General features: G+C 71.6%; 22 protein-coding genes. 7 read left to right on the forward strand and 15 right to left on the reverse strand.

What is annotated here, in order from left to right:
- Nucleotides 1-4 precede the first annotated feature (4 nt).
- The 10 genes from EDD29_RS13585 to EDD29_RS13630 form a co-directional block, all read right to left on the reverse strand.
- Nucleotides 5-622, reverse strand: a complete 618-nt coding sequence (locus EDD29_RS13585) for a carboxymuconolactone decarboxylase family protein (protein WP_123664747.1) — start codon at nucleotides 620-622, stop codon at nucleotides 5-7.
- A complete protein-coding gene (locus EDD29_RS13590; RefSeq protein ID WP_123664748.1) occupies nucleotides 619-1,362 on the reverse strand; it encodes an SDR family NAD(P)-dependent oxidoreductase in 744 nt (247 codons plus the stop codon). Before EDD29_RS13590 ends, EDD29_RS13585 begins: the two co-directional genes overlap by 4 nt.
- Nucleotides 1,359-2,186 (reverse strand): TauD/TfdA dioxygenase family protein, encoded by an 828-nt coding sequence (locus EDD29_RS13595; protein WP_123664749.1) that lies wholly within the window; start codon nucleotides 2,184-2,186, stop codon nucleotides 1,359-1,361. Before EDD29_RS13595 ends, EDD29_RS13590 begins: the two co-directional genes overlap by 4 nt.
- Before the next feature lie 26 nt (nucleotides 2,187-2,212).
- A complete protein-coding gene (locus tag EDD29_RS13600) occupies nucleotides 2,213-3,649 on the reverse strand; it encodes an aldehyde dehydrogenase family protein (RefSeq protein ID WP_123664750.1) in 1,437 nt (478 codons plus the stop codon).
- Nucleotides 3,650-3,679: 30 nt separating this feature from the next.
- Nucleotides 3,680-5,386, reverse strand: a complete 1,707-nt coding sequence (locus tag EDD29_RS13605; protein ID WP_123664751.1) for a thiamine pyrophosphate-binding protein — start codon at nucleotides 5,384-5,386, stop codon at nucleotides 3,680-3,682.
- Nucleotides 5,383-6,318 carry an SDR family NAD(P)-dependent oxidoreductase gene (locus tag EDD29_RS13610; RefSeq protein ID WP_123664752.1) on the reverse strand — a complete coding sequence of 312 codons (936 nt, stop codon included), beginning with the start codon at nucleotides 6,316-6,318 and terminating at the stop codon, nucleotides 5,383-5,385. Before EDD29_RS13610 ends, EDD29_RS13605 begins: the two co-directional genes overlap by 4 nt.
- Complete coding sequence (locus EDD29_RS13615; RefSeq protein WP_123664753.1) at nucleotides 6,311-8,164, reverse strand: flavin-containing monooxygenase; 1,854 nt, start codon at nucleotides 8,162-8,164, stop codon at nucleotides 6,311-6,313. Before EDD29_RS13615 ends, EDD29_RS13610 begins: the two co-directional genes overlap by 8 nt.
- A 28-nt stretch (nucleotides 8,165-8,192) precedes the next feature.
- Nucleotides 8,193-9,563 (reverse strand): aromatic ring-hydroxylating oxygenase subunit alpha, encoded by a 1,371-nt coding sequence (locus EDD29_RS13620; RefSeq protein ID WP_123664754.1) that lies wholly within the window; start codon nucleotides 9,561-9,563, stop codon nucleotides 8,193-8,195.
- A 65-nt stretch (nucleotides 9,564-9,628) separates the two neighbouring features.
- A complete protein-coding gene (locus tag EDD29_RS13625; protein WP_123664755.1) occupies nucleotides 9,629-10,477 on the reverse strand; it encodes an SDR family NAD(P)-dependent oxidoreductase in 849 nt (282 codons plus the stop codon).
- Between the two features lie 5 nt (nucleotides 10,478-10,482).
- Nucleotides 10,483-12,090, reverse strand: coding sequence for an SMP-30/gluconolactonase/LRE family protein (locus tag EDD29_RS13630; protein WP_123664756.1), 1,608 nt, complete (start codon nucleotides 12,088-12,090; stop codon nucleotides 10,483-10,485).
- Between the two features lie 771 nt (nucleotides 12,091-12,861).
- On the opposite strand from EDD29_RS13630, the gene acuI reads away from it, so the two are divergent.
- The 6 genes from acuI to EDD29_RS13660 all read left to right on the forward strand — a co-directional run bounded on the left by acuI (nucleotide 12,862) and on the right by EDD29_RS13660 (nucleotide 19,167).
- Nucleotides 12,862-13,845 (forward strand): acrylyl-CoA reductase (NADPH), encoded by a 984-nt coding sequence (acuI, locus tag EDD29_RS13635; RefSeq protein WP_123664757.1) that lies wholly within the window; start codon nucleotides 12,862-12,864, stop codon nucleotides 13,843-13,845.
- Between the two features lie 12 nt (nucleotides 13,846-13,857).
- The gene (locus EDD29_RS13640) at nucleotides 13,858-15,036 is read left to right on the forward strand and encodes a MaoC family dehydratase (protein WP_123664758.1); all 1,179 of its coding nucleotides are present in this window, start codon (nucleotides 13,858-13,860) and stop codon (nucleotides 15,034-15,036) included.
- 30 nt (nucleotides 15,037-15,066) lie between these two features.
- On the forward strand, nucleotides 15,067-16,749 hold the full coding sequence (locus EDD29_RS13645; RefSeq protein WP_123664759.1) for a class I adenylate-forming enzyme family protein: 1,683 nt from the start codon (nucleotides 15,067-15,069) through the stop codon (nucleotides 16,747-16,749).
- Between the two features lie 144 nt (nucleotides 16,750-16,893).
- Nucleotides 16,894-17,712: an oxidoreductase gene (locus tag EDD29_RS13650; protein ID WP_123664760.1), complete on the forward strand. Its 819-nt coding sequence runs from the start codon at nucleotides 16,894-16,896 to the stop codon at nucleotides 17,710-17,712.
- The gene (locus tag EDD29_RS13655; protein ID WP_123664761.1) at nucleotides 17,709-18,380 is read left to right on the forward strand and encodes a TetR/AcrR family transcriptional regulator; all 672 of its coding nucleotides are present in this window, start codon (nucleotides 17,709-17,711) and stop codon (nucleotides 18,378-18,380) included. The genes EDD29_RS13650 and EDD29_RS13655 overlap by 4 nt, the downstream gene beginning before the upstream one ends.
- A 247-nt stretch (nucleotides 18,381-18,627) precedes the next feature.
- Entirely contained in the window at nucleotides 18,628-19,167 is a 540-nt protein-coding gene (locus EDD29_RS13660) for a cysteine hydrolase family protein (protein ID WP_123664762.1), read from the forward strand.
- A gap of 4 nt (nucleotides 19,168-19,171) precedes the next feature.
- On the opposite strand, the gene EDD29_RS13665 is transcribed toward EDD29_RS13660, so the two are convergent.
- Both EDD29_RS13665 and EDD29_RS13670 read right to left on the reverse strand, forming a co-directional pair.
- Nucleotides 19,172-20,452, reverse strand: coding sequence for an RNA polymerase sigma factor (locus EDD29_RS13665; protein ID WP_123664763.1), 1,281 nt, complete (start codon nucleotides 20,450-20,452; stop codon nucleotides 19,172-19,174).
- Nucleotides 20,453-20,465: 13 nt separating this feature from the next.
- Nucleotides 20,466-20,885, reverse strand: a complete 420-nt coding sequence (locus EDD29_RS13670; protein WP_123664764.1) for a YciI family protein — start codon at nucleotides 20,883-20,885, stop codon at nucleotides 20,466-20,468.
- A 138-nt stretch (nucleotides 20,886-21,023) separates the two neighbouring features.
- Between EDD29_RS13670 and EDD29_RS13675 the strand changes: the two genes are divergently transcribed.
- Nucleotides 21,024-21,656, forward strand: a complete 633-nt coding sequence (locus EDD29_RS13675) for a nucleoside/nucleotide kinase family protein (protein WP_123670464.1) — start codon at nucleotides 21,024-21,026, stop codon at nucleotides 21,654-21,656.
- A gap of 38 nt (nucleotides 21,657-21,694) precedes the next feature.
- On the opposite strand, the gene EDD29_RS13680 is transcribed toward EDD29_RS13675, so the two are convergent.
- From EDD29_RS13680 to EDD29_RS13690, 3 genes are read right to left on the reverse strand one after another with little or no spacing between them, the layout of a single operon-like run.
- Nucleotides 21,695-22,426, reverse strand: a complete 732-nt coding sequence (locus tag EDD29_RS13680) for an ABC transporter ATP-binding protein (RefSeq protein ID WP_123664765.1) — start codon at nucleotides 22,424-22,426, stop codon at nucleotides 21,695-21,697.
- Entirely contained in the window at nucleotides 22,426-24,225 is a 1,800-nt protein-coding gene (locus tag EDD29_RS47670; protein WP_123664766.1) for a branched-chain amino acid ABC transporter ATP-binding protein/permease, read from the reverse strand. Before EDD29_RS47670 ends, EDD29_RS13680 begins: the two co-directional genes overlap by 1 nt.
- Nucleotides 24,225-25,094 carry a branched-chain amino acid ABC transporter permease gene (locus EDD29_RS13690; RefSeq protein ID WP_123664767.1) on the reverse strand — a complete coding sequence of 290 codons (870 nt, stop codon included), beginning with the start codon at nucleotides 25,092-25,094 and terminating at the stop codon, nucleotides 24,225-24,227. Before EDD29_RS13690 ends, EDD29_RS47670 begins: the two co-directional genes overlap by 1 nt.
- Nucleotides 25,095-25,133 lie beyond the last annotated feature (39 nt).

Consider the following 25,133-nt stretch of genomic DNA (forward strand, 5'->3'; position numbering starts at 1 on the left):
ACCATCATAGGCGGCCGGGCAGGTGGGGGAGGAGTTCGGTCTCGGGCTGGACGCCGAAGGAGCGCAGCGCCATGGCGAGGAGGCCGTAGGCGCCGACGGTGAAGACGAGGTCCATGAGCCCCTGGTCGTCGAACTCCGTGGCGAGGGCCGCCCAGGTGGCCGCCGAGACCTCGCCGTCGGCGAGGAGCTCGTCGGCGGCGGCGAGCAGCGCGCGGTCGGTGGCCGCCCACTCGGACGAGCCCGGATCGTCGGCGACCCGGGCGATCTCCTCGGGGGAGAGGCCCGCGCGGGCGCCGAGGACGGCGTGCTGCGCCCATTCGTACGCGCAGTCGCGCAGGTGCGCGACCCGAAGCACGAGCAGTTCCCGCTGCCGGGGGCTGAGCGCCGAGCCGTTCAGGAGATGGCCGTTGAAGGTGAGGTAGGCCTTGGCCAGGGACGGGTGGCGGGCGAAGGTGCCGAGGAGGTTCGATCCCGGCTGGCGGCCCTCGGCCGGGCTGCCGGCGTGCACCGCGGACTGGAACCCCGCGACGAACTCGGACATCTCCGCCGACCACTCGGCCCGGGGCACGGGCGGGATCCGGGTCTCCCCGGTCCCGCCCTCCGGAATATCGGCACAGGTCATATGTTGCGCCCTCCGTTGACGCCGATGATCTGGCCCGTGATGTAGGAGGCGTCCTCGCTCACCAGGAACGCGCAGGTCGCGGCGACGTCCTCGGGCCGGCCGACCCTGCCGACCGGGGTCTCCGCGATCTCGTCCTCCAGGGCGAAGAGGCCCTGGGCGACGGTCGCGCGCAGCATCGGCGAGTCGATGAAGCCGGGCGGGACGGTGTTCACCGTGATCCCCTTGCCCGCGAACTCCCGCGCGAGGACCTTGGTGAGCCCGACGACGCCCGACTTGGCCGAGACGTACCCGGCCATCGCGGGCGCCCCGCTGTGCACGCTGGACGACGAGATCGTGACGATCCGCCCCCAGCCCTCCTCGACCATGTCGGGGAGGACCGCCTGGCAGCAGTCGAACGTCCCGGTGAGGTTCACCGCGAGCGTCCGCTGCCAGTCCTCGGCCGTGATGGTGAGGAACGGGTGGATCGGGGCCGCCCCGGCGCTGGTCACCAGGATCACCGGACGGCCCAGCCGGGTCCGCGTGTCGGCCACCGCCGCGTCGATCGCGGCCCGGTCGGTGACGTCCACGGCGAGCCCGATCGCGGTCCCGCCCTCCTTCTCGATCTCCGCGGCCGCCGTCTCGGCGGCTTCCCCGTCGAGATCGAGCAGCGCGACCCGTGTCCCGTCGGCGGCCAGCCGCCGCCCGACGGCGGCCCCGATCCCGGACCCGCCGCCCGTGACGATCGCCGTGCGCTCGCTCACGCGATCTCCTCGTCGCCGACGAGGGTCGTGCGGTGCATCCGGCGCGGCTCGGTCCGGTCGAACGCGCAGGCCCGGTGGACGAGCCCGCGGTTGTCCCAGATGACCATGTCGCCGACCGTCCAGGTGTGCCGCAGGATCCGGTCCGGCGCGGTCGCCCGCGCCTCGAGGTCGGCCAGCAGCGCCCGGCCTTCCTCGAGGTCCATCCCGGCGATGTGCGACGCGGTCGCGCCGAACACCACCGACCTGCGGCCCGTCCGGTGCTCCCACACGAGCGGGTGCTCCCGGACGGTCCGCGAAGCCCATTCCGCGATCTGCGCGGGCGTCGGGTCGGGGTAGGTGAGCCGCTGGATCGCCTCGAAGGTGTGCACGACGCGCAGGTCGGCGAACCGTGCCTGCTCCGCCTCGGTGAGCATGTCGTAGGCCGCGTAGGTGCTCGCGAACTCCGTCTCACCGCCCACCCGGGCCGTCACCCGCGCGCTGAGGATGGACGCCTTGGCGGGGATGTCGTCCAGGGCCCCGTCGATGTGCCAGTAGTCGTTGCTGGCGAAGTACTCGACGTTCGGATTGCCGGGGTCGAAGCTGATCTCCATGACGTCCGGGTTGGCGTACTTCGGGAACTGGACGAGGTCGCCCAGTCTCCGGCAGAACGCCACCTGTGCGGCGTCGTCCACGTGCAGTTCCCGGAAGAGGAGCACCCCGTGCTCCTCCAGCGCCTCCAGGCACGCCTCTGGCAGATCCTCGTCACCGAGCAGTCTGTCCAGATCGACGTCCAGGACCTCGGCGCCCACATGCTCGCTCAGTCTCCGCGTGGCGATCGCGCCCATCTCGTTCCTTTCTCCAGGTGGGGCCGCTAGGAGGCGGCGTCGTCCGGCGCGTAGCCGAGGATGCCCTTGACCTCCAGGTACTCCTGGAAGCCGAAGTCGCCCCATTCGCGGCCGTTGCCGCTCTTCTTGTAGCCGCCGAACGGGCAGCCGAAGTCGAAGCCGTCGTTGATGTTGACCCAGCCCGCGCGGATGCGCCGGGCCAGGGAACGCGCGGTGTCCAGGTCCTCGCCGTTGACGTACGCGGCGAGCCCGTACTCGGTGTCGTTGGCGATCTCGACGGCCTGGTCGAGGTCGGCGTAGCCGAGGATCACCAGGACGGGGCCGAAGATCTCCTCGCGGGCGATCGCCATCTCCGAGGTGACGTTCGCGAAGACCGTCGGCTTCACGTAGAAGCCGCGCTCCAGCCCGTCGGGCCGGCCGGTGCCGCCCGCGACGAGCGTCGCGCCCTCGTCGATGCCCTTCTGGATGAGCGCCTGGATGTGGTCGAACTGCGATCCGGCGACGACCGGGCCGATCGTGAAGTCGCCGTGCGGGTCGCCGACCGTGACGGTCGCGGCGGTCTCCTTCGCGATCGCGATAGCCTCGGCCATCCGCGCGGCGGGCACCAGCATCCGGGCGGGCGCGCTGCACGTCTGCCCCGAGTTGCCCATCATCGCCCCGACGCCCCCGGCGACGTTCGCCGCGAAGGAGGCGTCGTCGAGGACGATGTTCGGGCCCTTGCCGCCCAGCTCCTGCGTCACCCGCTTGACGGTCGGGGCCGCGTTCCGCGCGATCTCGATGCCGGCCCGGGTCGAGCCGGTGAACGACACCATGTCCACGTCGGGGTGGGCCGACAGCGGGACGCCGACGCCCAGGCCGTCGCCCTGCACGAGGTTGAAGACGCCGGCCGGGACGCCCGCGGCGTCCAGGATCTCGGCGAAGATCTGCCCGGTGAACGGCGAGCGCTCCGACGGCTTGAGCACCACGGTGTTGCCGGTCGCGAGGGCCGGGAAGAGCTTCACCGCGATCTGGTTCATCGGCCAGTTCCACGGGGTGATGAGCCCGCAGACCCCGATCGGCTCCTTGACGACGAGCGTCGGGCCGCGCTGCTCCTCGAAGGAGAACTCCTCGAGCAGTTCGATCGCCTTGACCAGGTGGCCCGCCGCGAGCTGCACCTGGAAGCCGTTGGCGAGGGAGGCGGGCGCGCCCATCTCCTCGGTGAGGGCGGCGCCGAGGTCGGCGGAGCGCTTGCCGTAGACGTCGAGGACGCTCTGGAGCAGCGCGATCCGCGCGGCCACGGTCGTCGCCGACCAGGCCGGGAGCGCGGCGCGCGCGGCGGAGACGGCCCGGTCGACGTCGGTCGCGTTCCCCGCCGCGACCTTCCCCGCGACCTCCTCGGTCGCCGGGTCGATCACGTCGAACGTGGTGTCCGAGGCCGGGTCGACCCACTGACCGCCGATGTAGAACTTCAGGTACTCACGCATGGTCTGTCCTTCTCGTCGTCATCGGGGAGGTCACTGGGTGCCTTCGGCGTACCAGGTGCGGAACTCGTCGTAGCTGGGCATCTCCTCGGAGTTCGCCTTCGGGTCGACCGCGACGTGGATCACCGCGGTCTTCCCGCTGGCGTACGCGCGCTTGATCGCGGGCGCGATGTCCTCGTCCCGCTCGACGTACTCGCCGTAGCAGCCGAAGCCCTCGGCGACCTTGTCCAGCCGGGTCGCGGTGCTCCAGTGCGTCCCCGTCTCCAGGGAGCCCTGGCCGAAGGTCCGCTTGTAGACGCCGACCTCGAGGCCCCACGCGTAGTCCACGGCCACGACGCACACCAGCGGCAGGTTCAGCCGCGCCGCGGTCTCCAGTTCGGCGATGTGGAACTGGAAGGAGGAGTCGCCGGTGATGAGCATCATCGGGCGGCGGCCCCCGTCGGCGACCCCGGCCCCGACGGCGTAGGGAAGCCCGGTGCCGAGGTGCCCGAAGTTCTGGTTCCACATGACGTCGTGCGGTTTGGCCTGCGAGTAGGTCCAGCCGAAGATCGTGGTGGCGCCGCCGTCGCGGACCATGATCCCGTCGGCCGGGAAGACCTTGGTGGCCTCCACGATGAGCCGCGCCGGGTGGACGGGCGACAGGCCCGACGGAGCCGTGGCGGCGAGCTCGGCGAGCCGCTCGGCGTCCTCGCGGATCCAGCGCTCCAGGTCGGGCGACGCCTCGCGCGGCGTGTCGGACAGCGCCGCGACGAGCTGCGGCACGATCGCGCGCAGGTCGCCGACGAGCGGCACGTCGATCGCCCGGTTGACGCCGATGGCCTCGGGATCCTGCTCGATGAGGATCCAGGACCGGTTCGCCTCGCCCGCGACCCAGTGCCGTCCCCGTCCGTAGTGGACGGGTTCGCCGAGCTCGGTGCCGATCGCCAGGCACAGGTCGGAGCCCACCACGGCCTCGATCGCCGAAGGCGAGAAACCGTAGGGGAACGTCCGGTCTTCCAGGCCCTTGATGTAGGAGGTGCCGCCGGACGTCTGGATGACGGGGCAGGCCATCAGGTCCGCGAGCGCCTTCACCGACTCGCCGGCCCGCGAGGTGTGCACCCCGTGCCCGACCAGCAGGATCGGCTTCTCCGCCGCCCGGATGAGCCGCGCCGCCTCGTCGATCCCGTCCTGCCCGGCGGTCTGCCCGACCAGCCGGTACCGCGACGGCGGCAGCGCCTCGGGCACGTCGAGCTCCTCGAGGATGACGTGCGAGGGGTACTCGATGTAGACCGGTCCGGGCGTCCCGCTGAGCGCCTTGCGCAGCCCTTCCCGGATCACCTCGTCCGTCTGGTCGGCGTACTCGATGCTCGCGGAGTACTTCACCGAAGGCTCGAACAGCTCGGCCTGCTTGACGAACTGGATCCGGCCGCGCCGGACCCGCTGCTCGGTGATCCTGGCCCGCTGCCCGCCGAAGAAGATGACGGGCGAGTTCTCGACCTTCGCGCACATCATCGCCCCGGCGAGGTTGGCGACCCCGGGCCCGAGCGTCCCGATGCACACGGCGGGCCCGCCCGTCATCCGGGAGACCGCCTCGGCCATGAATCCGGCCGACTCCTCGTGGTGCGGTGCGACGACGTTCCAGCCGCGCTCCTCGGCGAGGTGGAACATGTGCACGAAGTTGGGATCGGGGATCCCGAAGATCGTCCTGATCCCCTCGGCCTCCAGGAGGTCGAGGATGCGTTCGTAGACCTTGACCGTCATGATTCCCCTTGCCTTCCCGCGCTGCCTTGCGCGGCCATCGCGAAGCTGGTGCGGATGTGGTCGATGTGGGCCGACGGCACGACCGGCAGGACCCACGGCTCGGCGGCGTCCCGGATCGCGGCGAGGTTCCCGGCGACGTCCTCGACCGTCCAGGACGGCAGATACACGCCCGGCGTCTCGCCGACGAAGGCGCGCGCGACGCGGCCGGCGATCGAGACGAGCAGCTCGCCGGTGATCGAGCAGGTCTCGTGCGCGAGCCACCCGACGACGGGCGCGACGAGGTCGGCCCCCATCGGCGGGTAGGCGGAGGTGTCGATGCCCTCGGCCATCCGGGTCAGCGCGCCGGGCACGATGACGTTGCACCGGACGCCCTCGGCCGCGCCTTCCAGCGCGACCACGTTGGACAGCCCGATGATCCCGGCCTTGGCCATGCCGTAGTTGGCGACCCTGTGGTTGCCGTACAGCCCGCCGATCGAGGACGTCAGGACGATCCGCCCGTACCCGGCGTCGCACATGAGCGGGAACGCGGGCCGCACGACATGGAACGCCCCGCGCAGATGGACGTCGAGGACGGCGTCGAAGTCCTCGTACGTCATCTCCTTGAGCGAGGCGGGCCGGACGATCCCGGCGTTGTGCACCAGGACGTCGATCCGCCCGTAGTGCTTCACCGCGGTCTCGACGATCTCCCGGCCGCCGTCGGCGGTCGCGACCGACGCGGTGCTCGCGACGGCCTCGCCCCCGGCCTCGGTGATCTCCCGGACGACGTCGTGCGCGGGCCCGTCGTCGGATCCCTCTCCGGTGAGCGCCCCGCCCGGGTCGTTGACGACGACCTTCGCGCCCCGGGACGCGAGCAGCAGCGCGTACTCCCGCCCGAGCCCGCGTCCGGCGCCGGTGACGACCGCGACCCGGCCGTCGAAGCGCAGATCAGGCATGTTCCTTCTCCTCGGCGGAGCCCTTCAGGGAGAGCCCTTCGAGGTCGCCCTTGCCGCGCCACCCTTCGAGCAGGTCCTCCAGCACGTAGAAGCCCGGCCAGTAGGGGTCGCCGAGGTGCGAGCGGATCTTCGTCTCGCCTTCGTTGTTGTAGTAGCCGGGGGTGCACTCGCGCTGGAAGAGGCTGTTGTCGACCGCGCTCTCCCGGATCGTCGTCACCCACGCGTCCTGCGCCTCCGCGGTCGGCTCGACCGTCGTGGCGCCCCGCTCCAGCGCGGCGCCGATGATGTGGCCGATGTGCCGGGCCTGCTGCTCGAACATCGCGGTGGTGCTCGCGGTGACGCCGCCCTGGATGAAGCCGGTGAAGAACTGGTTGGGGAACCCGTGGCTCATGACGCCGTGCAGGGTCTTGTAGCCGTCGGCCCAGTGGTCGTACAGGGACAGGCCGTCCCGTCCGGTGAAGGGCGCGATGCCGAGGCGGCGGTCGAGGTCGGTGGTGATCTCGAAGCCGCTGGCGAAGATGACGCAGTCCACCTCGTGCTCGACGCCGCCCGCGACGACGCCCTTGGCGGTGATCCGCTCGACGCCCTTGCTCGCCGACACGTCGATGAGGGTGACGTTCTCGCGGTTGAACGTGGGCAGGTACTCCTCGGAGAAGCACGGCCGCTTGCACAGGAAGCGGTAGTAGGGCTTCAGGGCCTCGGCCGTCGCGGGGTCGTCGACGATCTCGTCGATGCGGTCGCGCAGGCGCTGCATCGTCCGGTAGTCCTCGATCTCGCGCAGCTCCATGAACTTCGCCGGGTCGGCGAGCGCGGCCCATCCGTTCGTCTCGTCCAGGCGGGCGGCGAGGTTGCGGCTCACCTCGGTCCAGCCGTCGCAGACGAGGTCGGGCTGACCGGGCGCGAACGCCTCGAACGCGGCGGTGTGGAAGTTGCGGCGGATCTCCTCCTGCCAGCCGGGCTTGAGCGTCTTGACCCACTCGGGGTCGATCGGCTCGTTGCCGCGCTCGTCGATGGACGAGGGAGTGCGCTGGAAGACGTAGAGGTGCTCGGCCGACCGGGCGATGTGCGGGACCACCTGGACGCCGCTCGCGCCGGTCCCGATGACGGCGACCTTCTTGCCTTCCAGCCCGGTGAGGCCGCCGTGCGTGTCGCCGCCGGTGTAGGCGTAGTCCCAGCGGGCGGTGTGGAAGGTGTGGCCCTGGAAGTCGGCGATGCCGGGGATGCCGGGCAGCTTCGGCTTGTTGAACGGGCCCTGGCACATCACCACGAACCGGGCGCTGATCCGGTCGCCGCGGTTGGTGCCGATCAGCCACCGCTCGCTCGCGGCGTCCCACTCCAGGGACTTCACGAGCGTCTGGAACAGGGCGTCCTCGTACAGGCCGAAGTGCCGGCCGATCCTTTGGCAGTGCTCGAACACCTCGTCGCCGCGGGGGTACTTCTCCTTGGGGACGTACCCGACCTCCTCCAGCAGCGGCAGGTAGCAGGTCGCGTCGTTGTCCACCTGGATGCCGGGGTAGCGGTTCCAGTACCAGACGCCGCCGAAGTCGCCGCCGAACTCGATGACCCGCAGCGAGGACGCCCCCGCCTGCTTGATCCGGGCCGCGGCGACCAGCCCGGCGAAGCCGCCGCCGAGCACCGCCACGTCGATCTCCTCGACGACGGGCTCGCGCGGCGTGACCGGCGTGTACGGGTCGGCCTCGTAGTAGTCCTCGAACTCGCCCTCGGTGACGACGTACTGGGCCTGGCCCTCGGGCCGCAGGCGCTTGTCGCGCTCGGCGAGGTACTTGGCTCTCAGCGCGTCATGGTCGATCTCGGGGGTGGCCGTGGGTGCGCAGTTCTGCTGCATGGGGGTCCTCGGGCTCGGTCGTGGGGTGTCAGTCGAGGTCGCGCGGGGCGCCGGCGCCCATGTACTTCGCGAGGTTGTGGTGCAGGTTCGCCACTGCGCGCTCGCGGTACGGGTTCGGCTTCGGGCCGGTGAAACCGCGGGCCTTCATGCCCTTCTGCACAGCGGCCATGTTGGAGAAGTCCTGCGGCAGGACCGTCCGCCAGTCCGGGTGGTCCGGGGGCGTGAAGACCCACTCGGTCTCCGGCTCCTCGCCCGGCGCGTACAGCTGGTAGACGGCGACCTCGAAGATGCACTTGTCGGGGTCGTAGCCGTAGGGGCGGGCGCTGTAGCAGAGCATGTTGTTCTGCCCGTGGCCGATCTGGAAGTTGGGGAAGATCTGCCAGGCCGTCCCGCTCGCCGCGACCGCCTCGGGGTCGACCGTCGGCCAGACGACGCCGCGGTCGGCGTCCTCGCGGCGGGCCGTCTCCAGCCAGTACTTCGCGACCTGGTCGGGCGGGGTGCCGTCGGGCAGCTCGGCGGCGAGCCGGTTGGCGACGTCCACCAGGGTCTCGGTGGTGTTGGTGTTGGCGTTCTCCCAGATGAAGTTCTGCATCTCCGCGGTCGAGACGCGGGCGTCGACGCCGCCGCCGATGCGCAGCTTGCCCTGGTTCTCCTCCAGGCCCTTGGGGGCCTCGAAGCCGATGTTGCTGTGCCTGCCCTGGACCCGGGACCAGCCGAGGAAGCTGCCGAAGGGGATGAACTCCGGGTGGGTGTAGGGCACGTGGTACGTCTCGTTGAACGCCTCGAGCGCGACCTTCCAGTTGCAGTCGAAGACGAGCCAGCGCCGCCACCGGTAGCGGAAGCGCTCGAGATCGAACGACTTGAGCAGGGTCGGCGCGGGCTCCAGGTAGGTCCACAGCGGCTCGGCGTCCGGATCCATGGTGATCCAGATCCAGCCGCCCCAGGTCTCCAGCCTGACCTCGCCGAGCTTGATCTTGTCGTCGGTCAGGGTGCCCTGCCAGTCCTCCCGCTCGGGGACGCGGGTGCACCGGCCTTCGAGGTCGTAGCGCCAGCCGTGGAAGCCGCAGACGAACTGGCGGCCCCTGCCCCGTCCGTCGTGCGCGCCCTCGGGGGTGTCGACCAGGCGGCGGCCGCGGTGCGAGCAGACGTTGTAGTGGGCGCGGATCTCGTCGGGCGACGTCCGGACGACGATGATCGAGTCGTCCAGGATGTCGTAGGTGAGGAAGTCGCCGACCTCGGGCAGCTCCTCCACCCGGCCGACCTGCTGCCACACCTTCGCCCACAGCCTGTCGCGCTCGGCCCTGGCCCACTCCTCGGAGATGTAGGCCTCGACGCCGATGGTGAGCGGCCGCGACAGGTCCTCGGCCGCCGTGTCCGTGTGGTCGGCGGTTTCGCTCATGACTTCCTCCAACCCGTCGGCGGACGGGGTGCGGTTGCGGGTTTGCTGACGTGTGGGGCGTTCCGCTAGAAGCGGGTGATCTCAGTACGGAACGCCTCGTCCTTGAGGAACAGCGAGGTGTTGTCGGCGGCCAGCCAGGTCCACTTGAGGTTCAGACCGCCGTCCACCAGCAGGGTCTGGCCGGTGACGTAGGACGACAGGTCCGAGAGCAGGAAGAGGATCGCGCCGGCCTGCTCCTCGGGGGTGCCGCGGCGCCCCATGGCGATCGCGCGGGCGTCCCGCTCGGGGTCGGCCTCGACGTAGGTGAGCGAGGCGGGCGTCGCGGTGACGCCGGGGGCGACCGCGTTCACCCGGATCTCGGCCGACGCGAGTTCGACCGCCATCGTCCGGGTCGCCGCGACCAGCGCGGCCTTGGCGGTGCCGTAGCCGATGTGGAACGGCGCGGTGTTCATCCCGCTGATCGAGGAGACCGAGACGATCGAGCCCTTGCGGCCCTGGTCCTTGAGCTCGGCGGCGACCGCCTGGCTCATGAAGAACATCGTTTCCAGGTTCTGGGCGAACAGGGACCGCCAGGACTCGCGGGTGACCCGGGTGGAGGGCCGCCAGTCCGACGGGGCGGCGCCGCCCGCGACGTTGACGAGGCCGTAGAGGTCGCCGTCCGCTCCGCGGGCCGCCGCCAGGGCCGTCGCGATGCCCTCGTCCGTCGCCGCGTCGGCCGCGACGGGCACGACCTTGAGGCCCTCCTTCGCGAGGGGGGCGACGTGGGTGTCGAGGTTGTCCTGGGATCGGCTCACCGCGATGACCGTCGCGCCGGCCTGGGCGACCATGCGGGTCACCGTGGTGCCGATGCCGCCTCCGCCAGCGCCGGACACGATGACGACACGGCCTGCCATGCCGAGGAAGTCGGGGGACATACCGGTCAGCCCTCCTTCCGGAAGGAGAGGACGCTGCCTTCGGCGTCACCGGAGACGTAGAGGGTGCCGTCCTGCCCTGCGGCGATCCCGGCGAACAGGCCCTGCGGGCCGCTGAAGGGCGGGAGGCCCTTGAGGGGCTTGGGGTCCACGCCGGGAGGGGCGCCGACCGGGAGGCCGGAGGCGATGGTGGTGCGGACCTTGCCGTCGAGGTCGATGTCGAGGAGGGTCTTGGCGCCCGCGTCGACCACGAGGAGGCGGGAGCCGCGGACCAGGATGCCCTGCGGGGTCTCCAGGCCGTCCGCGACGGTGTCGACGCCGGATCCGCGGAGCGCGACGACGCGGCCCGCGCCGGACTCGGACACCAGGCAGGTGCCGTCGGCGGTGAAGGCCACGCCGGTGGGCCCGTCCAGGCCGGACGCGAGGGTCGTCACCTGGCCGTCGCGCACGGAGACGACGCGCCCGGTGCCCTGCTCGGCGGCGACCACGGCGCCGTCGGGGGCCAGGGCCACGCCGTAGAGCTGGTCGAAGGGCTCGGTCTCCCCCGCGAGGATGTCGTGCTCGCCTTCGGCGGGCCGCCAGCGCGCGATCTGGCCGTTGGAGGTGGTGACGACGAAGGCGCCCGCGCCGTCGGCGGTGACGCCCCGGATGTAGCCGGGCCAGCCGGGGCTGAACAGCATGCCGAGGGTCTGCAGGCCGCCCTCGGGCGTGCGGGCGTAGAAGTAGGTGCCGTCGGAGATGTACAGGGTGCCGTCGGGGCCCACGGTGAGGTCGAGCGGCCAGGTCAGCCCGCCCGGAAGCACCTCGCGGGTCTTGCCGCCGCCCAGGACCTCGGTGATGTGGCCGGTGAAGCCGGAGACGAACAGGCGGCCGTTCACGAACGTCAGGTTGTCCAGTCCGGGCGCGATCGTCGCCAGGACCGTGCGGTCGCCGCTGCGCGGGTCGATGCGGAGCACCTCGCCGGTGGCGACCTGGGTGGAGACGATGAAGCCCTCGGCGTCGAACTTCACCGCGTCGGGGACGCCGAGGTCACCGGCGACGCGCTCGGGCTCGCCGCCGTCGGGGTCGATCCGCCAGATGTCGTTCGTGCCGAGCACCGGGTAGTAGAGCTTGCCGTCCGGGCCGAACTCCAGCGCGTTCGGCATCGGCAGGTTCTCGACCAGGACGCGGGGGGCGCCGCCGTTCGGGTCGAGCTCCAGGAGGCGGCCGCCGATCCGGCACTCGTCGATGAACAGCCGGCCCTGGTGGAAGGTGATGCCGTTGGCGCCGGGGACGTCGTCGCGGAGCACCCGGGTGCGGCCGTCCGCGGAGCGGACGCTGACCCTGCCGTCGTAGTACTCGGTGGCGTAGAGATCGCCGGCGGCGTCGAAGGCGAGGTCGTCGGGGGCGACGATCTCCGAGCCCATCGCGCTGACGGTCTCCAGCACGCCGGTGTCGACGTCGAGCGCGCTGATCTGGCTGCCCGCCACCTGCGCGACGTAGATGCGGCCGTCCGGCCCGGTGCGCAGGCCGTTCGCGCCGAACAGGCGGCTCGGCGGGGTGATCCGCGCCAGCGTCCAGCCTTCGGCGAGTGGAATCGAGGCGGGACCGGTATGACGCGCGCTGTTCTGTGCCATGGCGACTTGCTCCCAGGAAGCATTCGGGCAATGCGGGGGGAAGACCGGGAATTAATCACGAGAATTGTCTTTTTAGAGAGCGAGAATCCTGCTCTCGTTGTGGCGAACGTAACACCAGATCCGGCGACCGGGCAACAGGTCTGTTTATGCGTATGGTCCATTACTTGAAGTAATGGGACGTGTGCATGGGGTACTGGCGCGCGGAGGAGGGGTCGGTGCTCGGGGGTGGGGTGTCAGGGGCCGCTCGGCCGGATGGTGTGGCGACGGCCGTCGTCACGTCCCCCTTGCTATCACAATCATTATAAGGATTCAACAGATGGGAACGAGGTGGGAGAGGGCTGCCCGGCGGGTGGTCCGCGAGGCGTCCACTGCCATGGAAGGCCAGGTCATCAGGGATTTTCGGGACCGTGATGGGGCCTGTTCGCGGGGGTGGAAGGGCTGGGCGGGTCCCGTTCCGGACGCGGCACGCGGTCTTCGTCGTCGGGTTTCGGGGAGGCTGGGAGGGAGCTCGGGATCCTCGCCGGGGTGTCGGGTGGGCGGACCGGGAAGGAAGGGGGTGCGCGTGGGGCGGGGCCGGGACCTCGCGTCCGCCGATCGGCGCCCGGGTGGGTTGACGCCCGCAGCGTGCCGTGTAAAAATCCCGAATCGCACGAGAATTATATTCTCGATATTGAGATCGTAATGACCAGAGTGGCAAAGGGTGGTGCGCCGGAGGCCGGTGAAGTAGGCCGTCGCGCGCAGCTCCGTGAAGTCGGACGAAGAGGATTCCTCATGTTCTCCGCATTGCTGATCGAGAAGGACGAGGCGGGCCGGCGGGTCGCCGTCGCCGCGCTGGACGAGGAGCGCCTCCCCGAAGGGGACGTCACCGTGGACGTCGCGTACTCCACGCTGAACTACAAGGACGCCCTGGCCATCACCGGCGCGTCCCCCGTCGTCCGCAAGTTCCCGATGGTCCCCGGCATCGACTTCGCGGGCACCGTCACCGCGAGCGGCCACCCCGACCACAGGCCCGGCGACTCCGTGGTGCTGAACGGCTGGGGCGTCGGCGAGAGCCACTGGGGCGGGCTCGCCCAGCGCGCGCGGGTGAACGGCGACTGGCTCGTGCCGCTGCCCACGGCGTTCACCGCCCGTCAGGCGATGGCGATCGGTACCGCGGGCTACACCGCGAGCCTCTGCGTCGACGCCCTGCTCGCCTATGGCACCCGTCCGGATCAGGGCGAAGTCCTGGTGACCGGCGCGACCGGCGGCGTCGGCAGCGTGGCGATCGCGCTGCTCTCCCGGGCCGGATTCCAGGTGGCCGCCGTCACGGGCAAGCCCTCGGAGGCCGACTACCTCCATGCTCTCGGCGCGACCACCGTCCTGGACCGGGCCGCGTTCGCCGAAGCCGGAAAGCCGCTCCAGAAGGAGCGCTGGGCCGCCGTCGTCGACACCGCGGGCAGCCACATCCTCGCCAACGCCTGCGCGCAGATCCGCTACGGCGGCGCGGTCGCCGCCTGCGGCCTCGCCCAGGGCATGGACTTTCCTGCCAGCGTCGCCCCGTTCATCCTGCGCGGTGTCAGCCTCCTCGGCGTCGACAGCGTCATGGCGCCCAAGGCCCGCAGGCTCACCGCCTGGGAGCGGCTGTCCCGCGACCTCGACGCCGCCGCGCTGGAGTCGATCGCGCGGGAGGTCCCCCTGGCCGAGGCCATCGACGCGGCGGCCGGCTTCCTGGACGGCAAGATCCGGGGCCGCATCGTCGTGGACGTCAACAGGTAGAGGAGAGCATCAGTGAGCGAGTCCCTCGAACTCGACCTTTCCGACGTCGACCACCGGGTCGGCAAGCCCGTCGGCGGCGGCCAGCTGTGGGAGCCGTGCAGCGCCTCCGACGTGCGGCGCTGGGTCATGGCCATGGACTACCCGAACCCGCTGCACTGGGACACCGAGTTCGCCCGCGAGTCCCGCTTCGGCGGGATCGTCGCGCCGCAGTCGATGGCCGTCGGCCTCGACTACGGGCACGGCGCGCAGCCCGCCTGCGTCGGCCACATCCCCGGCAGCCACCTCATCTTCGGCGGCGAGGAGTGGTGGTTCTACGGCCCGCGCGTCAAGGTCGGCGACCAGCTCTTCCAGGAGCGCCGCTTCCACGACTACAAGGTCGCCGAGACGAAGTTCGCCGGGCCGACCATGTTCTCGCGCGGCGACACCGTGCACACCAACCAGCGCGGCGACCTCGTCGCCAGGGAGCGCTCGACCGCGATCCGCTACCTCTACGAGGAGGCCGCGAAGCGGGGCATGTACGACAACCAGGCCGGTGACATCCGGCGCTGGTCGGCCGCCGAACTCGACGGGATCGAGCGGCTGCGCCACGAGTGGATCCTGTCGAACCGGCTCGGCGTCTCCCCGCGCTTTGACGAGGTCAAGGTGGGCGACACCCTTCCGCGCCGCGTCATCGGCCCGCACAGCATCGCCAGCTTCACCACCGAGTACCGCGCCTTCCTGTTCAACATCTGGGGCACCTTCCACTGGACGGCCCCGCCCGGCCTCGTCGACCCGTGGATCAACCAGGACCCAGGCTGGGGCCCCGGCTTCGGGTTCGACGAAGAGGGGGCCAAGATCGACCCCCGTAAGCGGGACGGCCTGTACGTCGGCCCGTCACGCGGCCACATCGACGCCGACAAGGCGAGCGACGTGGGTATGGCCCGCGCGTACGGCTACGGCGCGACCATGGGCGCCTGGTGCACCGACTACCTCGCCTACTGGGCCGGCCATGACGGCATGGTCCGCCACACCAAGGCCGACTTCCGGTTCCCCGCGTTCGAAGGCGACGTCACGTACTTCGACGCCGAGGTCGTCGGCAAGGAGCCCGCCTCGGCGTGGGGCGTGCCTCTCGTCCAGGTGAAGCTCAAGCTCACCGACCAGAACCACGCGGTCCTGGTGAGCTGCACCGCCGAAGTCGAACTGCCCCTCTGAACCACCCCCCGAACCAGGAGCAGATGAGCGATGACCACCCCGCCCGCACTCTCGATCGCCGCAGGCCCGCCGCTCGACGGCGAACCAGGGCTCGGCGCGCTCACTCTGCCCGGATTCCTGCGGGAGGTGACCGAGGCCTACGCCGAACGGGAGGCCGTCGCCTTCCCTTCGGCGGGCGGCGTCGTCCGCTGGACCTACGCGGAGTTGTGGGAGCGCTCCGTCGAGGTGGCCCGCGCGCTGCGGGCCTCGGGGCTCGGGCAGGGCGCCCGGGTCGGCGTCCTCATGACGAACCGGCCGGAATGGCTCGCCGCGGTCTTCGGCACCTCCCTGGCCGGGGGCGTCGCGGTGACGCTCTCGACGTTCTCCACGGCGCCCGAGCTGGACCACCTGCTCCAGACGTCCGGGGTGTCGTTCCTGCTGCTCGAGCGGCAGGTGCTGAAGACCGACTTCGCGGCGATCCTGACCGAGCTGGAACCCGCCCTCTTCGAGGCCGGGGGAGGGACGCTGCGGTCGACCCGGTTCCCGTTCCTGCGCCACCTCGCCGTCGTCGGGGAGGCGGTGCCGGGCATAGAGACGTGGCGGGACTTCCTTGCGAGAGGCGCGGGCGTGCCTAGCGCGCTGATCGACGCGACGGCCGCGGCCGTACGGCCCAGCGACACGGCCGTGGTGTTCTTCTCCTCCGGCACGACCAGCCTCCCCAAGGGCGTCCTCAGCGCGCACCGGGGCGTCACCGTGCAGATGTGGCGGTTCCGGCGCATGTTCGGCTTCGGCCCGGACGACACCGTGCGCTGCTGGACGGCGAACGGGTTCTTCTGGTCGGGCAACTTCGGCCAGGCGCTCGGCGCGACCCTCGCGGCGGGCGGCAGCCTCGTCCTCCAGCCCGTGTTCGTCGCCGAGGAGTCCCTGGCGCTGATGGCGGCGGAGCGGGTGACGTTCCCCGTCGCGTGGCCGCATCAGTGGGCGCACCTGGAGAGCGCCGCGACCTGGGCGGAGACCGACCTGAGCGCCTTCGTCTACGCCGACCGGGCGACCCCCGCGGCCAAGCACCCGACGGTGACGGCCGACTGGACCGAGCCCGGCCGCGCCTACGGCAACACCGAGACCTTCACCATCTCGACCTGCTACCCGGCGAACACCCCCGAGGAGGTGCACGCGGGCAGCAGCGGCCTCCCGCTCCCCGGCAACACGATCAAGATCGTCGACCCGCTGACGGGGGCCGTCGTCCCCCGCGGCGACCACGGCGAGATCTGCGTGAAGGGCCCCACCCTCATGCTCGGCTACCTCGGCACCCCCCTGGACACGACCCTTGACGGCGAGGGTTTCTTCCCCACGGGAGACGGCGGCCACCTGGACGAAGACGACCGCCTCTACTGGAAGGGCCGCCTGACCGATCTCATCAAGACCGGCGGCGCGAACGTCTCCCCCCTGGAGGTGGACGAGGCCCTGTCCGCCCACCCGTCCGTCAAGGTGGCCAAGACCGTGGGCGTCCCCCACGACACGCTGGGCGAGATCGTCGTGGCCTGCGTCATCCCGCACTCCGGCCAGGAGACCGACCCGGAGGCCCTGCGCGCCCACCTCCGCACCCGCCTCGCCGCCTACAAGGTGCCCCGGCACATCCTCTACTTCGCCGAGGCGGACCTCAGCCTCACCGGCAGCAACAAGATCAAGTCCACCGATCTCCGTACCCTCGCCGCGGCGCGCCTGGCCCCCTAGCACCGGTCCGCCCGTCCGCGCCGAGCGCCGGTGATCCCACCCGCGGTTGGACAAGAGGCCAATGGTCCTTTATTGTCGAGAGGCATAAGGTTCCACTGGCCTCTTATTTGGGGCCGGTACGGCACGGAAATCGGGGCGGTATCCATGAGCAAGACCTGGCTGATCACCGGAAGTTCCCGAGGGCTGGGACGTGCCCTTGCGGAGGCGGTCCTGGACGCGGGCGACGAGCTCGTCGCCACCGCGCGGCACACCGAGTCCCTGCGCGACCTCGTCGTCGAGTACGGCGACCGGGTCCGGCCGGTCGCGCTGGACGTGACCGACGCGGCCGCGGCCCGGGACGCCGTGCGGGAGGCGGTCGCGGCGTTCGGACGGCTGGACGTGGTCGTGAACAACGCGGGCTACGCCGACGTGGCCTCGATCGAGGACACGTCCGAGGAGGCCTTCCGCGCGCAGATCGACACGAACTTCTACGGGGTCGTGAACGTGACCCGGGCGGCGCTGCCCGTCCTGCGGGCGCAAGGGTCCGGGCGGATCATCCAGATCTCGTCGGTCGGCGGGCGGGTGGGCGGCCCCGGCCTGGGCGCCTACCAGTCCGCGAAGTGGGCGGTCGGGGGCTTCTCCGAGGTCCTGGCCAAGGAGGTCGCGCACCTCGGCATCAAGGTGACGGTCGCCGAGCCCGGCGGGATGCGCACCGACTGGGCGGGGTCCTCGATGGAGACGCCGCCGGTGAGCGGGCCGTACAAGCCGGTCATCGATCCCGTCATCGCCCGTCAGCGGCAGGCCGATGGAAACCAGCCCGGAGACCCTGCGCGGATCGCACGGATCCTCCTCGACGTCGCCGCCTCCGCGGAACCGCCCGTGCGGCTGCTGCTGGGCAGGGACGCCGTCCGGGTCGCCGGCGCCGCGGCCGAGGCGCTCGCCGCCTCGGACGCCAAGTGGCGCGACGTCAGCGCGTCGGTGTGACCGGGACGGCGAACGACCGGCCGCCGGACTTCCAGCGCGCCCGCAACGCCGAGCAGCGCGAGGCCCGCAGGCAGACCATCCTCGAAGCAGCCGCGCAGCTCCTCGCCGAGCTGCCCGTCGGCGACATCAGCCTGCGCGAGCTCAGCCGCAGGGTCGGCCTGTCGAAGACCAACGTCGTGCGCTACTTCGAGACCAGGGAAGCGGTCTTCTTCGCCCTGCTCAACCAGTCCCTCGAACAGTGGATCGCCGACCTGCCCGCCGACCTGCCCCCGGCCCCGGCCGCACCCGAAGCCGTCGCGGACGCCCTGGCCCGCTCCCTCGCCCGCCGGACCCTCCTCTGCGAACTGCTCGGCTCCCTGGGCACCGAACTGGAACGCAACATCTCCGCCGAGTCCGCCCGCACCTTCAAACTCGCGCACATTCGCCTCCTCGCCGACCTTGCCGCCCTGCTCCAAGACCACGTTCCCGCTTTGACCCCGTCCACGGCCCGTGAACTCGTCTCCCTCACCGTCATCTGCACCGCGGGCCTCTGGCCCTTCGCCCACCCCTCGCCGGCCGTGGCCGAAGCCCAGCGGCATCCCGACCTGGCCCCCACCAAGGTCGACTTCCCCTCCCGGCTGAGCCGCGCCCTCCAAGTGACCCTCACCGGTCTCCTCACCCTCGCCTGATGCCGACGCCCGCCGTTCGGCGCTCGGTCCGGTGGCGGGCCGGCGAATGTCGGTGGGGTGCGGCAGACTGCGCCGCAGAGGTGAGGGAGGGCGTGCGGTGCGGGTGAGGTGTGCGAACTGCGGGCGGCCGCCGGCTCCACCGGATACGGGCGCTGCCCACAGGGCCATGGGAAGAGCCTCGACCCGTTCTGGAGCCCGGACTGACGCCGCCCGGGTGAGGCCGGGGCCGCGCGGGAACGTGGGATGTATGGGAACCACTGCCCTGCTGGTCATCGACATGTTCAACCCGTACCGGCACGAGGACGCCGAGCGGCTGCAGCACAGCGCGGCCGGGATCGTCGGGCCGCTCGCGGGGCTGGTGCGGCGCGCGGCGGCCTCGGGGGAGGGGCTCGTGGTCTACGTCAACGACAATCTCGGGGACTTCTCGGCCACCCGGGACGACCTCGTGGAAAGGGCGCTCGCGGGAGCGCGCCCGGATCTCATCGAGCCCCTGGTGCCCGCGCCCGATTGCGCGTTCCTCACGAAGATCCGCCATAGCGCCTTCTACGGCACGCCGCTGGAGTACCTGCTGAGCCATCGGGACGTCGACTCCGTCCTGCTGACGGGACAGGTCACCGAGCAGTGCGTCCTGTACACCGCGCTGGACGCCTATATCCGGCACATCCCGCTCGCGGTCGTCACCGACGCCGTCGCGCACATCGATCCGGAGCTGGGCGCCGCCGCGGTGCGGATGATGCGGCGGAACATGCGGGCCGACCTCGTCACGGCCGGCGAGTGCTTCGCCTGACGGGTCAGCCCAGGGCGTCGAGTTTGCGGCGGAGCACGCCGCGTTCGGCTTCGCCCGCGCACAGCTTGAGCGCGTGTTCGAACTCGGTGCGCGCCTCCTCGGGGCGGTCGAGGCGGCGGAAGAGTTCGCCGCGCACGGACGGCAGGAGGTGGGAGTGGGGGAGGGCGCCGGAGGCGGCGAGCGAGTCCACGAGGGGGAGGGCCGCGGCGGGGCCTTCGGCCATGGAGACGGCGACCGCCTTGTTGAGCTCCACGACGGGGGAAGGGGCGAGCGTGGCGAGGGCCTCGTAGAGGGCGACGATCCTTGCCCAGTCCGTCTCGGCGACCGAGGGGGCGACGGCGTGGCATTCGGCGATCGCGGCCTGGAGGCCGTAGGCGCCGAGGCCGCGGCCCGCGCGGGAGGCGTGCGCGAGGGCGGCCCTGCCGCGCGCGATCGCGCTGCGGTCCCAGCGGTGGCGGTCCTGGTCCTCCAACAGCACGGGGGAGCCGTCGGGGGCGGTGCGGGCGGGGAAACGGGCCGCGGTGAGCTCGAGGAGCGCGAGCAGGCCGTGCGCCTCGGGCAGCTCCGGGACGAGCCGGGCCAGCACCCGCGCGAGCCGCTGCGCCTCGCCCGCGAGGTCGAGCCTGATCACGGCGCGCCCGGAACTCGCCGACGACCCCTCGGTGAAGATCACATAGATGACGTTCAGGACCGAGGTGAGCCGGGCCGTCCGCTCCTCGGCGTCGGGCACCGCGAAGGGGACGCCCGCGAGCGCCTTCTTCGCCCGGGTGATCCTGGCCTGGACGGTCGCGGCCGGGACGAGGAAGGCCTGGGCGATCTCGTCGCTGGTCAGGCCGCCGACGACGCGCAGGGTGAGCGCCACCCGGGACTCGCGCGACAGCACGGGATGGCACGCGGTGAACATGAGCGCGAGGGCGTCGTCGTCCATCCGGTCCGGGTCCCAGAGGACCTCCTCGGCGGCGCGCGCCGGATCGGCGGGCGCGCCTCCGGCGGCGGCGCCGCCCTCGCCCAGCTCGCGGGCGAGGGCGGCGTACCGCTCGTCGAGGGCGGATCGGCGGCGGAACCCGTCGATCGCGCGGCGCCTGCCGACGGTGAGCAGCCACCCGGCCGGGCTGCGAGGCACCCCGTCGCGCGGCCAGCTCACCAGGGCCTCGGCCAGCGCCTCCTGGGCGAGGTCCTCGGCGAGCGCGAAGTCGCCGGTGTAGCGGGCGAGCGCGCCGACGATCCGCGCCGACTCGATCCGCCACACCGCGGCGACGGCCTCACGGCCGGTGGGGTCCGCCATCGTCACGTCCCGTTCAGAGCTGGCCGGTCTCTTCCCGCCACGCCCGCTCCTTCTGGACCCAGACGTTGTCCTGCGGGAACTCGTCGATCGTCGGCACCCGCCGGATCTCGGTCTTGAACCCGTCCCCGGAGATCGGCGCCCGCTTCGCCCACTCGACCGCCTCCTCCTTGGACGCCACGTTGAGGATCCAGTAACCGCCGAACAGTTCCTTCGTCTCCCCGTACGGCCCGTCGGTGACGATGGGCGGCTCGGTCGAGTAGTCGACCACGACACCTTCCGCCGCGTCCTCCAGCCCCTCGGCGGCCAGCAGCACCCCGGCCCGGATCAACTCGTCGTTGAACCGGCCCATCGTGTCCAGCATCTCCCCGAAGTCCACGTCCGCGAACTTCGCAATGGCCTCGTCGGTGGCGCGCATGATCAGCATGTACTTCACGGTTCGTCTCCTCGCTCGTCCGGGCCCCTTGCGGACCCTTCCACCCTAGGTCGAACGGCGAACCCGGCGGATCGACATGGGTCTCGAACAAATCCCAGAAGTTCTCCCCAAGGGCTCCGCCGGGCGAGAATGGACGCCATGCGCGCCCGCCCGATCTCCCCGGAACACCTGGTGGACGCACTGCGTGACCGCATCGCGTCCTTCCCCCGGGATCGGCGCGTCCGCGTCGCCATCGACGGCCCCGACGCCGCCCACCCGGCCGTCCTGGCCGACGCCCTGGTCCAGCCCCTGCGCGCGCTGGGCAGAGAAGCCGTCCGCGTCTCCGCCCGCGACTTCCTCCGCCCCGCCTCCCTCCGCTTCGAATCAGGCCGAGAAGACCCCGACGCCTACTACGACGACCGGCTCGACACCTCCGCCCTGGACCGCGAGGTGCTCGGCCCCTTGGAACCCGGCGGAACGGGCAAGGTACTGCCAAGCCTCTGGGACGCCGACCGTGACCGGGCCACCCGTGCCCCGTACGTCGACCTTCGGGAAGGCGGCGTCCTGCTTCTCGACGGCACCCTTCTCCTCGGCCGCCGGCTCCCCTTCGATCTGACGGTCCACCTGAGCCTGTCGCCCGCGGCCTTGTCCCGCCGCACCCCCGCCGCCCTGGCCTGGACCCTCCCGGCCTACGACCGCTACCGCGTCGAGGCCGAACCCCTCGCCACGGCCGACATAGCCGTGGTCGTCGACGACCCCCGCCACCCGGCCCTGGTCGTCGACCCCGCCTGACGCCTCCGCCCGGCCCGCGCCGGGCGGAGGCGACGGGGTCAGGGGGCCGTGTCGGCGCCGAGGTAAACGGACTGGATGGCCGGGTCGGCGGCCACTTCGGCCGCCGGGCCGGAGAGTGCCACCGTTCCGCGTTCGAGGACGTAGGCGCGGTCGGCGAGTTTGAGGGCGACCATGGCCAGTTGCTCGACCAGCAGGATGGGGAGTCCCTGGTCGGTGTTGAGGCGTTTGATGTGGGTGAAGACCTCGGCGGCGCGGAGGGGGGCCAGGCCCAGGGTCGGTTCGTCGAGGACGAGGAGTTTGGGGCGGCTCATGAGGGCGCGGGCCACGGCGAGCATCTGGGCCTCACCGCCGGAGAGGGTGCCCGCGCGTTGGTCGCGGCGTTCGGCGAGACGGGGAAAGAGGTCGAGCATCTCCGTCAGCAGGCGCTTTTCCGCGGTGCGGTCCCGGCGGAGGCCGAAGGCGCCGAGACGGAGATTCTCCAGGACGGTGTGGTCGGGGAAGATCTGGCGGCCTTCGGGGACGTGGCCGAGGCCGAGGGCGGGGCGGCGGTGGCCGGGGACCCTGGTGATGTCCCGGCCGGAGAGCCGCACCACCCCGGCCGACGGCTTGAGCAGGCCGGACAGGACGCGGAGCGTCGTGCTCTTGCCCGCGCCGTTCGGGCCGAGCAGGACGACGAACTCGCCCTCGCCGACGGTGAGGTCCACCCCGCGGACGGCCTTGACGCCTCCGTATCCGGCGTGGACCCCGGACAGTTCCAGCACCGGGGCCATCAGGCCACCTCCTCGATCAGGTCGGGGCGGCCCAGGTAGGCCTCCAGCACCTTCGGGTCCCGCCGCACCGTCTCGGGCGGGCCGGCCGCGATGACCTTGCCGCCGTCGATGACGGTGATCTCGTCGCAGAGGCCCATCACGAACTCCACGTTGTGCTCGATGAGGACGACGGCCAGGCCGCGGTCCCGGAACGTCCGGCAGAGCCTGCCGAGCGCGTCGATCTCGGCGGGCGTCAGGCCGGTCGCGGGCTCGTCGAGGATGAGGACGCGCGGTCCGGACGCGACGGCCCGCACCACTTCGAGCAGCCGCTTCTGCCCGTGGGAGAGCGAGCCGGCCAGGCGGTGCGCGCGGCCGGAGAGCCCGGCGAAGGCCAGTAGCCGCGCGGCGGCCTCCCGCCCGGCCCTCTCCCGACGCCGGTAGGACGGCAGGCGCAGCACCGCCGCGAGCCACCCGTAGCCTTCACGCCGCCGCATGCCGGTGAGCACGTTGTCAAGGACGGTCTGCTGCTCGAACAGGTGCGGGACCTGGAAGACCCGGGTGACGCCGAGCGCGGGCACCTGCCACGCCTTGGCCGGGGAGGGTTCCCCGAAGACGAGGACCTCGCCCGCGTCCAGGGCGTGGAACCGGGTGAGGCAGGACACGGTGGTGGATTTGCCGGATCCGTTCGGCCCGATGATCCCGTGCACGGTCCCCGCGCGGACCGCGACGTCGACCCCGTCGACCGCCTTGACACCGCCGAAGTGCTTGACCAGGCCGCGTCCTTCCAGCGCCGGGTGGTCGGTCTCCGGTGGCTCTGGCAGGATCCCGTCCGGTAGGCTGGCCTCCGGCTCGGCCTCGCCGGACACCTCGCCGTCGTCGACCCTGCCGAAGCGGCTCGCCCGAAACGTCCCGACGATCCCGCGTGGCAGCACGATCATCGTCATCAGCAGCGCGACGCCCAGGATCAGCGTCGTGTAGCGCCCGTAGTCCTTGATGAGTTCGACGAGCAGCGCGACGACCCCGACCCCGAGGACGGGTCCGACGAGCGTGCCGATGCCGCCGACGAACAGTCCGACGAAGAAGGTGAGCCCGTTGTCCAGCAGCCCGACGTCCGGGTTGATGAAGCCGAGCTGGAGCGCGTAGAGCGCGCCCGACACGCCCGCGATGCCGCCCGCGACGGTGAAGACCAGCAGCCGGGTGGTCGCGGGCCTGACCCCCATCGCCGACGCGGTGTCCGGGCTCTCCATGACGGCGAGCGAAGCCCGTCCGACGCCGCTGCGCATGAGGTTGCGCTGGACGAGATAGGCGAGACCCAGGAACACGAGCACCACGTAATAGAAGGCGACCTTCGACAGAGACCCCGGGGCGACCCCGACGACGCCGTTGACGCCGCCCGTCACGTCCTCCCAGGCCCGTCCCGCCTCGATGACGATGAGGTTCGCCGCCAGGGTGATCATGCCGAAGTACAGCGAAGTGGCTCGAAGGCTGACGAGCAGGACGGCCGCCGCCAGCCCCGCGCCCACCGGCACCGCCAAGGCGATCCCGACGGGCCAGGGCAGCCCGGCCTTCACGGTGAGGGACGCCGCGGCGTACCCGCCGACGAGCTGGAGCCCGGTGTGCAGCATCGACATCATCCCGCCGTACCCCATGGCGAGGTTGAGCGAGATGGTGAGGATGCCGCTGATCGCCGCGGCCGCGACGACCCCGTTGTAGTAGGAGGCGTTGTAGCTGTAGAAGTCGGTGATGAATGGCCAGGCCAGCAGCACCGCGCCGAGGACGGCGCTGAGCGCGGCGAGGCCGAGCCGTACGGGGCGCGGCATCAGTGCGCCTCCCTTCGCTTGCCGAACAGGCCCGCGGGGAACAGTACGAGGATCAGTCCGAGCAGGACGAATCCCACGAAGTTGCCCGCGGTCGGGCTGACGAGGTTGCGGACGACCGCGTCGAGCAGGCCGACGACGAGGCCGCCCGCGAGCGCGCCGCGCGGCGAGCCGACCCCGCCGATGACGGCGGCGGTGAAGCCCTTGATGGTGAAGACCAGGCCGCCCGCCGGGCCGATGAACAGCACGGGCGCCGCGAGCAGCCCCGCGACCGCGCAGATCACCGCGGCCATGGCGAAGCTCAGCACGACGATCCGCTGCACCGGGATCCCCATGATGACCGCGGTGTCGCGGCTGTGCGAGACGGCGCGAACGGCACGGCCGTAGGCGGTCCGGTGCAGGAACGCGTCGTACCCGGCCATGACCGCGACCGCGATGACGATCGCGCCGAGCTGCTGCCAGCCGACCATCGCGCCGAGCACGGTGAAGCCGCCCTCGACGACCGGCGCGGGCCGCAGCGCGTCGACGTCCCAGTAGCGCAGGGTGAACAGCGACTGGAAGATCATCGCGGTGGCGAGTGTGGCGACGATCCAGGCGTAGCGGGAGCCGGAGAGCTTCACCGGGAGCATGATCATGCGCTCCTGGGCGAGGCCGGCCGCGATCCCGACCAGCACGGTGATCGCGAACGCGGCGGGCCAGCCCCAGCCGGTCAGCGTGACGACCTGGTAGCCGACCGCCGCGCCCAGGACGAGCGTCTCGCCCTGGGCGAAGTTCATGACGCGGGTCGGCTGGAAGACGATCGCCAGGGCCAGCGCGACCAGGGCGTAGAGCGCACCGGAGAACAGGCCGTCGATCCAGACCCCGGCGCTCATGCGGACACCTCGGGCACTTTGGCGCCTCCTTTTTCGCGG

This window comes from Actinocorallia herbida (genome assembly GCF_003751225.1).
GTDB lineage: Bacteria > Actinomycetota > Actinomycetes > Streptosporangiales > Streptosporangiaceae > Actinocorallia > Actinocorallia herbida.

Bases quoted from the DNA above. Each gene is read 5' to 3' on its own strand.
- EDD29_RS13585 (WP_123664747.1), bottom strand. From the start codon at position 622: ATGACCTGTGCCGATATTCCGGAGGGCGGGACCGGGGAGACCCGGATC.
- EDD29_RS13595 (WP_123664749.1), bottom strand. From the start codon at position 2,186: ATGGGCGCGATCGCCACGCGGAGACTGAGCGAGCATGTGGGCGCCGAG.
- EDD29_RS13600 (WP_123664750.1), bottom strand. From the start codon at position 3,649: ATGCGTGAGTACCTGAAGTTCTACATCGGCGGTCAGTGGGTCGACCCG.
- EDD29_RS13605 (WP_123664751.1), bottom strand. From the start codon at position 5,386: ATGACGGTCAAGGTCTACGAACGCATCCTCGACCTCCTGGAGGCCGAG.
- EDD29_RS13610 (WP_123664752.1), bottom strand. From the start codon at position 6,318: ATGCCTGATCTGCGCTTCGACGGCCGGGTCGCGGTCGTCACCGGCGCC.
- EDD29_RS13615 (WP_123664753.1), bottom strand. From the start codon at position 8,164: ATGCAGCAGAACTGCGCACCCACGGCCACCCCCGAGATCGACCATGAC.
- EDD29_RS13620 (WP_123664754.1), bottom strand. From the start codon at position 9,563: ATGAGCGAAACCGCCGACCACACGGACACGGCGGCCGAGGACCTGTCG.
- EDD29_RS13625 (WP_123664755.1), bottom strand. From the start codon at position 10,477: ATGTCCCCCGACTTCCTCGGCATGGCAGGCCGTGTCGTCATCGTGTCC.
- EDD29_RS13630 (WP_123664756.1), bottom strand. From the start codon at position 12,090: ATGGCACAGAACAGCGCGCGTCATACCGGTCCCGCCTCGATTCCACTC.
- acuI (WP_123664757.1), top strand. From the start codon at position 12,862: ATGTTCTCCGCATTGCTGATCGAGAAGGACGAGGCGGGCCGGCGGGTC.
- EDD29_RS13645 (WP_123664759.1), top strand. From the start codon at position 15,067: ATGACCACCCCGCCCGCACTCTCGATCGCCGCAGGCCCGCCGCTCGAC.
- EDD29_RS13650 (WP_123664760.1), top strand. From the start codon at position 16,894: ATGAGCAAGACCTGGCTGATCACCGGAAGTTCCCGAGGGCTGGGACGT.
- EDD29_RS13660 (WP_123664762.1), top strand. From the start codon at position 18,628: ATGGGAACCACTGCCCTGCTGGTCATCGACATGTTCAACCCGTACCGG.
- EDD29_RS13665 (WP_123664763.1), bottom strand. From the start codon at position 20,452: ATGGCGGACCCCACCGGCCGTGAGGCCGTCGCCGCGGTGTGGCGGATC.
- EDD29_RS13675 (WP_123670464.1), top strand. From the start codon at position 21,024: ATGCGCGCCCGCCCGATCTCCCCGGAACACCTGGTGGACGCACTGCGT.
- EDD29_RS13680 (WP_123664765.1), bottom strand. From the start codon at position 22,426: ATGGCCCCGGTGCTGGAACTGTCCGGGGTCCACGCCGGATACGGAGGC.
- EDD29_RS47670 (WP_123664766.1), bottom strand. From the start codon at position 24,225: ATGCCGCGCCCCGTACGGCTCGGCCTCGCCGCGCTCAGCGCCGTCCTC.
- EDD29_RS13690 (WP_123664767.1), bottom strand. From the start codon at position 25,094: ATGAGCGCCGGGGTCTGGATCGACGGCCTGTTCTCCGGTGCGCTCTAC.